The organism is Paenibacillus tengchongensis (genome assembly GCF_008973665.1).
In the GTDB taxonomy this organism is placed as follows: domain Bacteria; phylum Bacillota; class Bacilli; order Paenibacillales; family Paenibacillaceae; genus Paenibacillus_AQ; species Paenibacillus_AQ tengchongensis.
Genome location: NZ_WACP01000001.1, coordinates 571,891 through 584,786 on the forward strand (window position 1 = coordinate 571,891; position 12,896 = coordinate 584,786).

Sequence of the window (12,896 nt, forward strand, 5' to 3'; positions counted from 1 at the left end):
CCTGTACATGAAGATAAGTAGCAGAAATCAAACTAGCGGCTTGACCGCAGCATATTACGGCTGCGCACCATCTAACTTGCATGCTGCGCCAGTTCCTCTGTGCTGCTCACTTGCAGCGGATACCTCCCGCCTAGCGGCCGCTTAGCGGAGCGGCGGCAGCGATTCCTCGTCCGTTCCGTGCAGCCGGTAGCCGTTCTGGACATACGTCTCGTAGTAGACCTTGCCGTTGCGGTAATAGAGCAGGTCCTCCAGATGGAAGCCGCCCATCAGGTTCAGCTTCTCGGCGCCGCTGCGGCGCTCCTCGTGCACCAGGCCGAGCCGGTATACGCGCGTAGTCTCGTCTTCGGCGGCGGCGTAGCGCAGAAATGCGGAAGTGCTGTCGCCGAAGAAGTATTTCTCCTCATGCCGGTGCTCCTGGGTATATTCGAACAGGCGGACATTGATCATCGCTTCGTCCTCCAGACTGCGGTAGAGCTGCTTGAACAGCTCCTCCTTCGAGACGATCTCGCGGTTCTCGTAAGCGGCGGCCACATTGGCCCGCCGCAGCAGCTCCTCCTCGAAGGGCAGCGTGAACGGCTCCGCCGTCAGCAGCTCCCGCCGGCATACCTCGGCCAGCCGCGAGACGACAGCCGGCCCGTCTTGCCGGAGCAGCTCAGACATGCTGCCCATGAACCGCTCGCTCTGGAAGATGCCCGGCCCGCGCCGCGCCTCAATATCGTTCATTACCTCTTCGGTGACTACACGGTAATACTCCATAATGTTCTGATCCACCGCAGCGCTGCCCCGGCCGATGCCTTCGAGCGCCGCCGTGCGCAGCTCCGCTTCGATGGCTTCCATGGCCCGGACCTTGGCTGTGCTCTCTTCATGCAGCCGCTCCAGCGCGGCATCGTACAGGCGGCACAGCTCCAGTTCACGCTCCATGCGCAAAATCTCATATTTCCTGCCGTACACGTTCGTGAACAGGTAATGGATGAAATTGCGCACCGTCCGTTTGTCCAGCAGCGGCACGCGCTGGAACGGCTGGCGCTCTACGCTCTCCGCGTAGAGCTGCTCCAGCTCGCCGCGCGCGGAAGCCAGCGCCGCGCGCAGGCCGGCCATGTGCTGCCGCAACGCCTGCAGCACGCTGCCCCCGCCCTGCTCAAGCGTCCACTCCGCCAGCTGATAGAACGTCAGCGGCGGGGTGGACTGCTCGCGGGCGGCCAGCACAGCGGCCCATTCGCGTCCCGGGTCCGCCCCCGCCAGGCGGGCGGCGGACACCTCCGCGAAGTTACCGCGGAAGTACGCCTCGCCGCCATCGCCGAATAGCAGCGTCTCCGCTTCGCGCAGGGACAGCGGCTTCAGCTCGCCGAAGGACGGGCGGCCGTGGCTCATCAGGCCGGTCATGTCTTCCAGGCCGGCTTCATCCGGCAGCAGCCCGGCCGCCCGCTCGCGCAGGCTCTCGGGCGTGAGTCCCAGCAGCGCCTGGCGCTCGCGCAGGCTCCATTCGCCGGCCTCGCGCATGCGGGAAGCGAGCCCGCGGAACGCATGGTAGAGCACCGCCAGGGCAATCGGCTTGTCGGGCCGGCGTACAGCGGAGAAGCCGGCCGAGGCATAGCCCTGCCGGCCCGAGCTGCCGCGGATGCCGCTCTTGAAGGTCATGTTGTTGTAGCCGCCGTGCCCGGAAGCGGCGTCCGCAGCCGGCCGCACCCGGTTCTTCAGCAGGCTGATATGGGCAATGATCTCGTAGTTGTCGTCCATGCCGTGTACCGGACTCATCCCCCGCTCGTTCTTGTCCGAGAGCGTATAGACGAGATCGAACAGCGGCGACGGCCCGTGGGCTACCGGGATGGACAATCCGTCCTCCGTGACAAGCAGCGGCGCGCGGAACGTATACTCTGGGAGCTGCATCACATCCAGCTCGCGCAGAAACGCCAGCCCCACCGAGCTGGAATATCCGAAGCTGTCTCCCTGCTCCCGCTCATTGATCAGCAGATACAAATCGGTCTGCACCGATTTGAAGGACTGGCTGAGCACAGCGCGGGCCAGCAGCGCAATCTCCGGCAGCAGCACATTAAGCGGGTCATCGACCCGCGTAATGATGGAGAGATGGATGACATCAAAAGAAGAATACAGCCGCCCATAGTCCGCTATGCTGTTGCTGAGCTGCCGCAGGCTCCGGTTCATCCCGGCCAGATACCCGCCGTCTTCGCGGAACTCGCGGTACACGTCCTGACGGACGGTGCGGGGATCACGTCCCGCCGCGGCCGGCAGCTTCATCGCTATGACCCGCTCCCTGCCGCCTTCTGCCTGCCCCTTGACTGTCGGCTCGGCAGCGGCATGCAGGGCCATTACACCGCCGGCATTGTCCCATTTCCGCTCGCAGGAGTCCAGCACCGGCCCGATGGCCGGTGCGGATTTGTCGCCCAGGAACAGGAACAAGGCCGGGTAATGGATACTGCTGCGCCCGTCGCCCTTGCTGCTGAGCGCTTGCTCCTGCCGCGCATACGCCTCCGCATACTGATTAGCGAGTGTCCTGATCATCGCGCTACTTCAGCTTTCTGCGGATGCTGCCCAGCTTCGAGGTCAGCGTCTTGTAGAAGCTGTACATCTCGTCGCCGTCGGCATGCTCGACACGCTCATATTCCAGCGAATCGCGCGCCTCCAGGAAGGACACATACAATCCTTCCAGCTTGTAGAGCAGCGGCGACACATCCTCGGCGGCGGTCATCTCACCTGCGCGGCGCGCAGCCTTGCGCAGCAATACGCTGCGGCTCTTGTCGTCCAGTCCGCGGAAATGACGGTACACGGCATATTCGACATAGCTGCGTTCCTTCATTAAATTGGCGAACGGCTCCCACGCTTCCTCTTCCTCGTCGCGGTCATAGACGTAGAGCGCGCCTTTCTTCACGATCGTATCGGTGTACAGCGCCTCGATGAACTGGTCGAGCCACTTGTCTTCGTCCAGATGCTGATGCAGCAGCGCTTCCAGCTCCGCCGCCTTTGCGGCAAGCGCATCGTACTTGGCCAGCTCCTCACGCACTCTGGCAATCAGCTGCGGCGAACGGATCAGGTTCTCCTGGGCCAGCTCGCGGTTGATGCTGCCGAAGATGTCCTTCACGCCCTCGCGTTCCAGACCGCTCTCGCGCAGGCGCTTCAGTTCATCCGAAGCCTTCTTCACTTCCCCGAGGTTCGGGCGCGAAGCCGTCAGCTGCAGATCATAGCCCTTCAGCAGGCTATCGAGATCGAATGGCTTGGTGAAGATGACAGAGAAGCGGCTGCTGGTGTTGTCGTCGAGCCCTTTTTCCATAATGACGCCCGCTTCAAGCGCTCTGGCGAAATCCGCCCGGACCCGCGCATTGTATTCCTGCACCCGCGGATTGGCATAAGTCTCGCCCCACGACTTCTCCGGAATCGGCGAAGGCAGGTAGGTCCAGTTCTCCTTGTCGGTCATCACGAGATGGCGGCCGATGCCCTCTTTGTCGAGAATTGTACGTTCGTAGTTCTCCTCGTATACGCGCAGCGGCGTATAGACGAACAGCGGCACCCCGTTGCGGGTATTCAGCCAGAAGATCCGGTTCTTGACCTCGCTCTCCTTGACCGTAAACTGCGATTTGCCCAGCGCATTGTTCTGGTAATTGCGGATGCCCTTCAGGATTGCCGGCGCCTTCACCGGCACGGAGACGAAGCCCCATGACGGGAAGTGCAGACTGCCGGAGCTGTTGCTCAGATGGAACACCGGCACCGCATCCTCGTCGAGTCTGCCCGCAATAATCCGCTCTACGAATTTCTCCAGCGGTTCTTCGCGGCCGTATTTCATGACCAGGAAGTCCTCCATGGAGCGGGTAATCAGATCGCCGAACTTATCGCTCAGGAACTCGGAGATGGAGCGGACAATGTCGACCTCCTGCTCTTTCACCCAGCGTCCGGAGTGCTTCAGCATTTCACGGGCAAAATCGCGGATCAGATCGTCGCCGTCCTTCTGGTCCATCACCTTGGAGATCGTCGCCGTAATATCCGGCACATTGACGATGTTCCAATAGTAGGTTTTGTTCCCCTTATGATCGGTCTGTTCCTCACCGTGGGTCAGAATATCACCGTTCTTCTCAAAAATCGCGCTAAGCGCGCTCAAAATTTCCGTAAACACCCCGTAAATCCGGCTGTTCTGCTCGTTCAGCAGCTCGAACAGGTCCTCATAGAACTCGATCATCTGCTCGGTGCGCTCCACATCGGCATGCAGCCAGTATTCATTGATCTTGGCATCGATGTAGGCGTTCTTCTTCTTCTCCTTGGAGACAAAAGCGCTCCGCGCATCGCCCAGCTTCTCCTCGGCGCTGTCCTGCGCAGCCTCAATGTCGCGCGGCAGGCGCAGCAGGCTCTCGCGCAGCGTCTCGATATAGGACTGGATCAGCTTCAGGATGCAGAAGCCCTTCTCCGTATACAGCAGCCGCGATACATAGAACGGCCCCTGCTCGGGATGCAGGAAGATCCGTTCCAGCTCTTCGCCGAACTTGCCGGCAATTTCGCCGGGCAGCTGCTTCTTCGCCTTAATATATTCTTCGCGCGCACGGACCAGGAAGGTCTGCTCCAGCTCTGTATCCATATCAACGACCTGGTTCTTGATCACATTGGCATGGCTCAGCCGCTCGCTGTTCTCAAAGCCCGGCAGCGGCTCCGGCACACGCGACTCAAAGGTCTTGATCATCGTGTCGAGGTCGATGCCCAGCTTGCGCGCTGTCTTCTCGACCTCCTCCTGTCCGGGAGCCTGCTGGAACATCTTGTCCATCTTATCGAACAGCCGGTAGGCCAGATAGGTCGTCATTTCCTCGATCGGCAGCACCGCCGACGATGCGCCGATGATGTTGTATTCATAGTTGGCCGGATACGTCTTGTTCATCTGCGCAATATTGGTGCGGATATTGCTGATATAGTCATGGATGGCGAATTCTTCGCCCGACTGCTTTTCTTCGCTGGCCATGAAGTTGGTGATGTTCTCGGCTGTCACGTTCATGCAGTAATCATAGGCGTTCTCCAGCAGCTTGCCCTCGGTATTGGTTGCCGAGATCAGGTGACACAGATTGAACGGCGGAAGCGGCGAATTGACGGTCAGAATATTCCCGTACTTCTGGCGGAAGCGTTCGCCCCGGCTGTCCACGTTCATCCAGTAATCCAGCTCTTTGAGTGCGGCATAGCCGTTCTTGCGGATATACTCACGCGTATGCTCGCTGAGGCTCTTGTTGGAGAGATTCACATCCGGCGTGAACAGATAACCTAGCGTGTTCACCCGGTCTACGCCGGCTGCGCCGTAATCGCGCTCGATGATGCCGCGCACGATGTAGGCGATGTCCAGGAAGGCACCGCTGCCTGTGCCGCCGGAGAGGCCTGTCAGCAGGAAGACCATCAGCTTCTTGCTGGTTCCGACGGACAGCGTCTTGATCTTCTTGTCGATGGCCCCGACCACTTGATTGATCTTCGTAAAGAGCAGCAGCCGTCCGGCCTGCCGCACCCCGGCGGCGCCGTTCATGCCGTCGGTGATGCTCAGCTCCGGCGACAGCCACTCGGTAATGTACGGATCGAGGATGCTGCGGTTCTGCAGCAGTCCGCCGATCTCGGCATTGGCCAGCAGCACGAATTCATTCTGCGGGTCCAGCCCGATGCCTTTGTATTTCTTGCCGCGGTCCTGTTCGTTCGTCTCGAACGCCAGAAATTCCACATTGTCCGGTTTGTCCCGCTTTTTCTTGGTCAGCGGGTCCTCGGGCAGCTTGAAACGGCGGTTGATCTGGTATTTCAGCCGCAGCAGGGCGTCGATGCCCGTGCCGCCCAGGCCGATGATCAGAATCGGGTTATCGATGGTGTCGACGCGGATCTTATCGCTGACGATGCCTCCGCCCAGCGATACATCAAGCTGTTGAATATGCTCTCTTACTACCGGTTTCATAGGTTCTCCCCCTAAACGTTCGTTAGTTCGTTATATCAAATACTCCAGCATAATAGACTTGTCTACGGCCTGCAGTGTTACTGTAATCCGGTCTCCGCTCTTCAGCTCAAGCCCTCTGGATACGTCGGCCGCGCGGCCCGAGCGCTCTACGGTAAGTCCTTCTCCGCCCTTCAGCAGCAGGCGGTCGCCTTTGCCCGGGGTAAAGACCAGCTTCTCGGTCTCCTTCAGTTCGGGCGTCAGCTGCAGCAGCTGATGCAGCGTGAACTTCCTGCGGAAGCCGGAGAGGCGTTTGTACTGGGGATATGTCTTCTCCCCGGTGTTGCCGTCAAGCACCTCCACCACCATCTGGCCAACGAAACCGCGGGTGGATCTCTTGCGCAGCAGCCACAGGGCCACCCCGGCGGCAATCAGCAGAATAATACCGCCGATGATATAGTACAAGAGGCCGGATGATTTGCCGTCATCCTGCAGCGGCTCCTCACTTGGCGCCGCACCTCCGGTGCCGGCCGTTGGCGCAGCTCCCGTCTTCGCACTGATCTTCACAATATCGCTTTCGCGGTAAAAGCTGCTCTCCTCCGCACGCACCTTCAGCTCGTAATCGTGGCTTTCTTTGATTTCAAAGCTGCCCTTGAACTCGGCTGCGGAGTTATCCAGCGGAATCTCCTCGGTGGTGCCTGCGTCCACATCGGTCACCAGCAGCACCGCATTCATATCTTGATACAAATCGCTGAGCGTTACCTGAGTGCCGCTGGCATACAGATGGGAAACGACATCTACGGTGTCGCCCTTCTTATAAGCGGCGGAGGCAGGTGTGTCAATTTTCAGCTCCAGATCATAGTTAAACACGAGGTTGATATCAATCTTGTCTTTGCTGACGCCCTTCACCTGCAATTTCCAGTCTCCCTGCTCCGGAGAGAGCAGCTTGATCAGGCTGTACGTGCTCGACTTCGACAGCAGGACATCATCCGACGGAACCGCGACTTCTTTGCCCGAAGGATCGCTCAGCTTCACGGTAACGGGCTGCGAGGACATAATCGAGATATTTGCCTCCAGCACACTGCTGTTTGGCACATTGACCGTCACGTCCTGGAAGCTGCCGTTTGCGGTGATCGACTGTACGGGAACGACCTTAAGCTTCAGGTGGCTGGCAAAAATCTCGCTGAGAATCTGCGGCAGATCATCAGCGGAGTCAGTGACGAACGCCTTGCCGCCCGTCTGTGCCGACAGGTCGGCCAGAATCTGCTTGTTCAGCTTACCGTCAGCATTAAGGCCTATAGTATATACAGGGTAGCCTTTCTGCTTGGCCGCTTCCACCGCCGCCTTCAGCTCCTGGTCGGATTCGCTCTGCGTCCGGCCGCTGGATTCATCCAGATCGTTGTTGCCGTCCGCCAGCATGACGATCATCGGCTCGTGGGAAGGATCGCTGCCGTTCTCCAGCACCTTCACGGCCTCCTCCATCCCGACGGCGATATCCGTATAGGCGCCCCGGTCCAGACCGTCGATGAAATCCTTCAGGTCCTCCTTGTCGGCGGAGGACTTGATTTCAAGCAGTGCCTTCTCGCGCTGCACCTTGTCGGTATACGCCACAATGCCGACCTTGTCGCCTTGCGTGGACAGCATATCTATAAACATCTTCATCGCTTCACCGGCGAGATTGTTCTTATCGCTGGTCTTCATGGAGTTGCTGACATCAAGCAGCAGCACAGCATCGATGCGGGCAGGCGCTGCGGAAGCGGCCGCTGCCCGGCCGGCTGCAAACGGTCCGGCCACAAGGCCGATCACCAGCAGCAGCGGTAATATACGCCGCAGCAATTTGCGGAAGGGTTGGTTACTCAGTTGTGTACGAAGCATAAAGATGGCTCCTCTTTGTGTTGATTTCGGCAATCAGGCCGATATGCCGCAAGGGTTAGCTAAATTCTGTCAATAGCATGCCATTATGATATAATTAAACCTTGTAAACTTCAACTTTGGGGCGCAGGGACCCGGTTTTTCGGATGCGGCGAAAGCCCTGTCTTTCGAACATCCTCGTGCCCTTACTCCAAGGCGAGAAAGGAAGAGTTCCATGATTTCATACGTCATTCTTGGAATAACGTTTCTCTATGTCCTGATTCAGATTGTGCGCTATGTCCTGCGCCTGCGCAAGCCGCTGACCCACGACGAGATCGATGAGCGGCTGCTGGCGGCCCTGAACGGAGGAGATTCTGCGCATGGCCGATAAGCGAGCAGTACATCTGAAGAAGCCCGTAACCCTGCGCCCGTTCAAAGCGCCGCGATTTTCTTTCGACAAGCTGCGGGTATGCCGCCGCTGCGGACGCTACACCGCCCTTGACGGCGAACGCTGCGGCCAGTGCGGCCGCGCCTCGCTTATCACCGTGGAGCGGCAAGCCGCATCCAAGGCCCGCAGCAGCATGCAGACCCGGCTGCTGCTGGTGATTCTGCTGACCCTGGCCGCCGTCTACTTCGGCGAGAGCCTGCAGCAGATGGCGCTGTGCGCGGGCGCCGGTATTGTGCTGGCAAGCCTACTCTACTATACGCAGCGGAAAGTCCGGCAGAATGAAAATCTGTATGCACTGGACCGCTTATTCGCGCGGAACATCGGCTTCGTCCGGGACGGCCTGGAAATCAACCGCAAGGAAGCCGTCTCCGTGCTCCGCGAGAATGATGTGCTGGCTTACGAGAAGCTGCGCGAGGTTGCTGTGCTTCTGCGCGGCGACCGTGTCTCCCGCCAGCGTGTGGCGCTCCTGCACGGCTTCCAGCTGCGCAAGGATATGAATCTGGAGCTGGAGCAGCTGCTGCTCAAGGATTTCGAGCCGCTGCTGGCCGAATATATCGGCGAAGTAGCAAAGGTCCGGCCGGAGCTCATCAAAGACCGCACCCTGCGTTATATCAGAACCTACGAAGCGCAGATTCTTGAAATGCCCCAGGGACGGGCCATTATGACCGGCGTCGCCGGAGCGGCCGTCCGTATGAAGCGCTACGCGCTGCTCTATTCGAACATGATCGGACGGTACATACAGGACTTGCCCAAAGACCGTTTCCTGCGTCTGGCGAGGCTGATCGAAAGCAGCCCCTACGAGCCGTGGGACGGCCTTGATCTAAAGGTGGCGGAAATCCGCGAAGCCAAATACCGCTGGGACCCCGAGGTTTAGCGGCGGCAGAAGACTTAAGGCGCCGGCGGATATCCTTGTTCAGCAAGAAGAAACGGCAACCGCACTGACCGGAAGAGGGCCGTTTCTGCAAGAAATATATGGAGCTTTATCACGCAAGAATTCCCCCGGTGTATATGAAATTTTTATATGTAAAAAGGGGCTACTAATATATGACGTTCAGGCAAGCAATATCCCTGCGGAATATTTTGATTATTTTGTGTATTTTAATGCTGCTGCTGCTTGGACGGAAGGGCCTGCGGATCGGGGACAAAATCGGCGACGTCAAGGAAGCGGACCGGCTGTATGCCGCCGGAGACCTGATTGCAGCGGAAGAGCTGTACCGCCGGGCGGCGGAGAACCCGGCGATCCGGTATCATGAAGAAGAAATTTCTTCCCGGCTGCAGGAGCTGGATCCGATTACGGCAATCCGCAGCGGACTTGCCGCACTGTCGCTGAGCGTATCGGAGCAGCTGAGGACCGGCGATTTTGCCGGATTTATGGAAAGCTACGCGTCACTAGTCAACCTGAAGGGAAAGTATATGGTTTCCGGGGGACCCTATGAAGCCTATTACCGCCAGCTTTCGGCGGAGACGGATATTTCCGGGCAGATTACGGCCGGCTTCAAGCAGTTCCGGCAGCAGTTCTTGGCAGAGCTGGCAGCGGGTAAGGCGGGAGCGCCGGAGGAGAGCAGTGACGACAGCTATAAATGGAATCTGCTGCAGATTCCCGCTGACTACTACGGGGGAGCGGACGCCAAGGCCGAGCTGCTGGCCGAACAATTTGCCTCCTATGACCAAAGCAGGCTGAAGGCGCTGGCGGCAGCAGGCAGCTTCGGCCCGATGCTGGACCGTGCCTGGTCCATGCAGCAGGCGTACAGCGATCACAGCTATAAGGCTCCCTGGCTGCAGGAACAGGCGGATGCAAGTGCAGGGTTGATGCTGAACAAGGATCTGGAAGGCGACCTGACGGCAGCGTTTGCCGCTCATGCCGCAGCGTACCGCCAATATGCCGCGACCGCAGGCCTGGAGAAATCAGACGTGCTGAGCCTGATTGACAGCAGCATCGCCAAGCTAGTCAAGAACGCCGGCCGGCTGGTCCGCAGCGGAGAATACGCTGCCGGAATCCGGCTCTACAGCGATCTCGCCACGCTTACAGATACGGGCGAGCAGATCAAGGCGGCGCAGGTGGCCTGGAATCTGGCCGAGCCGGTCCGCCTGCTGCCGGGCGGTGATCAGGCAGGCATGTACAGTCATGTCACCTCCGCCGCCGAGCTGAATGGACTGCAGGTGGCGGCAGCGGGCACGGACAGCTCCGGCAAGCTGTACTACGCCGGAATGAGCCGGGACGGCACTGTCTCCACTATGAGCGGAGATATCGTACTGGAGCTTGACCCGCTGGAGCAGCTTGCCTTCGAACGGGAGCTGTCGGAAGCCTCCGGGCTGCCGGTGATCATGGCGGAGAGCGGCGGGACTGAAGGACGGACCGCATATAACGCATACACCGTCTCGCAGACAGGCATTACCCCGCTGCTCAGCTTCTCCGGAGACAGCTATGAATTTGACCCCGTTGACCGCTCCATCCGGGTCTTCAATGCCGATCTCGGCGACGGCAGCAGCGGCCAAACTGCTATCTACCGGGAAAGCGCCGGAGTCTATCAATTCTCCGAGGTGCTGCAGGAGACGCCGGTCATTCCAGTTATTTCCGCCGAAGAGCTGGAGCAGCATCCGTTCGAAACGGTCTCGTTCAGCGGCGATATTTATTACGACAACGCCGGCAGAGCTGTTGCCGGCTCCGCCGGGCGGTATGTACTGCTGCAGGGTGATTTTGAATACAGTGTTGGCCAGGCACTGATCACCGGACAATTCCAGACCGGCTATGAAATGGCCGATACGGAGCTGGGCTCCCAGTTCATGCCCGTGTTCGTCGTCGAATCTATAGAAAGCCTAAGTGTGCAATTGCCGGACGAGGGTTTATCCGGAGAGGATGGCGTGGACACCGCACCGGAGGTTTTGAACGAAAACGAAGTAACCCATCCATAGAAGAAGAAACGGAGCTGCCCATTCCGCCGGGAGCTCCGTTTTTTCTTGTTCAAATCCATTTTATCTGCCGATCAGCGCCATTCGTCCTCTCTTCAGCAGAGACGGCCGCTTCGGCTGCTGCTTCAGCTTGCGGTAACGCCTTTGGGTGTGCAGCACTTTAGCGGAGGCAGTTACGGTGTCTTTCACCTCGGCTACAGCCGCTTTGCTCTCCTGCAGGGACGCTTTTATCCGTTTAAATTCCGATTTCACACCATCCGTACGCTGCAGCGCAGCCTCCTTGGTCTCCTCTATGCCCGTCTTCATCTCATCCACCGGCTCCATCAGTCTGCCCGCCGCCTGCTTCACACCGTCCAGCGATTCCTTCAGCCCGTCGATACTCTGCTTAAACTCTTTCAATGGATTACCCATGCTGTATCCCTCCAGTGCTTCTTGTGATAACAGTATCTTGTATCTACCATTACCCGGAATGGGCGGGATTCAATTCACTGGCTTATGCATTGGCTTATTCATCGGCTCGTTCATCAGCCTATTCAGCAGCGCATTTCCTCCAGCAGTTCCAACACTGTCTCCTCATCCACCGGCGTGGAATAGGTGCCTCCCGCAAACACCTTCATGGCCCCGATCCCCTCCTGAAAAACAAACCGGATGCGCCCGCCGCGCACCTTTTTGTCTGTGTACATCTTGTCCACCAGCATCCGGTTTGTAATGCCGGCCGGAACGGCTGTAGGCAATCCTGCCTTGCACAGCAATGCTTCTACGCGTGCAGCCTCAGCTGCCGTCATATATCCCAGCTTCGCAGCCAGTCGTGCCTGAATCACCAGCCCGACGGATACCGCTTCCCCGTGCAGCAGCGTGTAGCCGCTGACCGCTTCCAGCGCCCTCCCCGCCGTATGCCCCAGGTTCAGAATCTGGCGCAGGTTGCTCTCATGCTCATCCTGCTCCACCACCCGGTATTTGATCGCACAGTTCTGCAGGGCGATCCGCTCGCAGACGGCCGGCTCGAGAACCAGCTCGCCTTCCGGAGAGATGATCTTATCCATGTTCTCCTCCAGATAAACGAAGAATTCCGCATCGGCGAGACAGGCATGCTTGATCGTCTCGGCGAGTCCGCTGCGCAGCTCGCGGGGCGGAAGTGTGCGCCATGCCGCCAAGTCGATATAGACCTTGCGCGGCTGGTGAAACACGCCGATCAGGTTGGTGGCGACGGGAGTGTTGACACCGGTCTTGCCGCCGACAGAGGCGTCGGCCGCCGCCAGCAGCGTAGTCGCCACATTCAGACTCGGGATACCGCGGCCGAATGTTCCGGCGACGAAGCCGGCAATATCCGTCACCGCGCCTCCGCCGACGGCAATAATGCAGGAATCCCGCCCGTAGGCGCGCTCCAGCAGCTGATCCTCCAGCAGCGCCTTGGTCTCGCGGGTCTTGTGTTTCTCGCCGGCCGGGAATACAAACAATTCGGCCACAAAGCCCTGCTCCCGCAGCAGCTTAAGCAGCGGCTGCCCATACAGCGGTTCAACGGTGGAATCTGTGATGACCGCATATTTACTGACACCTGCTACAAGCCCTTGCTGCAGATCCTTCAGCAGAGCAGGAAAAAGATGCTCGCCGATCTCAATCTCATAGGAATGATCAACCGTTTTCTGTAATGCAACCTGAAAGGTTTGGGACATGCGCTGCAACCCCTTTGTCATAGTTTCAATATGGTTTACCGATAAGTTCGCCACCGCAACGGGAAATCCCTTCAATACTTGTTCGCGTTAAATCACAAAAGCAATAAGTGAGGTAAAGCTACCC

General features: G+C 58.8%; 8 protein-coding genes. 3 read left to right on the forward strand and 5 right to left on the reverse strand.

The window, feature by feature from the left end:
- Nucleotides 1-141 precede the first annotated feature (141 nt).
- Genes F1381_RS02340 through F1381_RS02350 form a run of 3 tightly spaced genes read right to left on the reverse strand, consistent with a single transcriptional unit; the run spans nt 142 to nt 7,765 of the window.
- Nucleotides 142-2,520 (reverse strand): transcription initiation factor TFIID, encoded by a 2,379-nt coding sequence (locus F1381_RS02340; protein ID WP_151733209.1) that lies wholly within the window; start codon nt 2,518-2,520, stop codon nt 142-144.
- Nucleotides 2,521-2,524: 4 nt separating this feature from the next.
- A complete protein-coding gene (locus F1381_RS02345) occupies nt 2,525-5,914 on the reverse strand; it encodes a tubulin-like doman-containing protein (RefSeq protein WP_151733210.1) in 3,390 nt (1,129 codons plus the stop codon).
- A 30-nt stretch (nt 5,915-5,944) separates the two neighbouring features.
- Entirely contained in the window at nt 5,945-7,765 is a 1,821-nt protein-coding gene (locus tag F1381_RS02350; RefSeq protein ID WP_151733211.1) for a vWA domain-containing protein, read from the reverse strand.
- 211 nt (nt 7,766-7,976) lie between these two features.
- Here F1381_RS02350 and F1381_RS28080 point away from each other — a divergent pair, with 211 nt between their 5' ends.
- The 3 genes from F1381_RS28080 to F1381_RS02360 all read left to right on the forward strand — a co-directional run bounded on the left by F1381_RS28080 (nt 7,977) and on the right by F1381_RS02360 (nt 11,102).
- Nucleotides 7,977-8,132, forward strand: coding sequence for a hypothetical protein (locus tag F1381_RS28080; protein ID WP_187355151.1), 156 nt, complete (start codon nt 7,977-7,979; stop codon nt 8,130-8,132).
- Nucleotides 8,122-9,063, forward strand: a complete 942-nt coding sequence (locus F1381_RS02355; protein WP_151733212.1) for a hypothetical protein — start codon at nt 8,122-8,124, stop codon at nt 9,061-9,063. The genes F1381_RS28080 and F1381_RS02355 overlap by 11 nt, the downstream gene beginning before the upstream one ends.
- A gap of 215 nt (nt 9,064-9,278) precedes the next feature.
- On the forward strand, nt 9,279-11,102 hold the full coding sequence (locus F1381_RS02360) for a hypothetical protein (protein ID WP_187355152.1): 1,824 nt from the start codon (nt 9,279-9,281) through the stop codon (nt 11,100-11,102).
- Between the two features lie 60 nt (nt 11,103-11,162).
- On the opposite strand, the gene F1381_RS02365 is transcribed toward F1381_RS02360, so the two are convergent.
- Together F1381_RS02365 and aroB are read right to left on the reverse strand one after the other, a co-directional pair.
- Nucleotides 11,163-11,510 (reverse strand): hypothetical protein, encoded by a 348-nt coding sequence (locus F1381_RS02365; protein ID WP_151733214.1) that lies wholly within the window; start codon nt 11,508-11,510, stop codon nt 11,163-11,165.
- 122 nt (nt 11,511-11,632) lie between these two features.
- Nucleotides 11,633-12,772 carry a 3-dehydroquinate synthase gene (gene aroB / locus F1381_RS02370; RefSeq protein WP_151733215.1) on the reverse strand — a complete coding sequence of 380 codons (1,140 nt, stop codon included), beginning with the start codon at nt 12,770-12,772 and terminating at the stop codon, nt 11,633-11,635.
- Nucleotides 12,773-12,896 lie beyond the last annotated feature (124 nt).

Bases quoted from the DNA above. Each gene is read 5' to 3' on its own strand.
- F1381_RS02340 (WP_151733209.1), bottom strand. From the start codon at position 2,520: ATGATCAGGACACTCGCTAATCAGTATGCGGAGGCGTATGCGCGGCAG.
- F1381_RS02345 (WP_151733210.1), bottom strand. From the start codon at position 5,914: ATGAAACCGGTAGTAAGAGAGCATATTCAACAGCTTGATGTATCGCTG.
- F1381_RS02350 (WP_151733211.1), bottom strand. From the start codon at position 7,765: ATGCTTCGTACACAACTGAGTAACCAACCCTTCCGCAAATTGCTGCGG.
- F1381_RS28080 (WP_187355151.1), top strand. From the start codon at position 7,977: ATGATTTCATACGTCATTCTTGGAATAACGTTTCTCTATGTCCTGATT.
- F1381_RS02355 (WP_151733212.1), top strand. From the start codon at position 8,122: ATGGCCGATAAGCGAGCAGTACATCTGAAGAAGCCCGTAACCCTGCGC.
- F1381_RS02365 (WP_151733214.1), bottom strand. From the start codon at position 11,510: ATGGGTAATCCATTGAAAGAGTTTAAGCAGAGTATCGACGGGCTGAAG.
- aroB (WP_151733215.1), bottom strand. From the start codon at position 12,772: ATGTCCCAAACCTTTCAGGTTGCATTACAGAAAACGGTTGATCATTCC.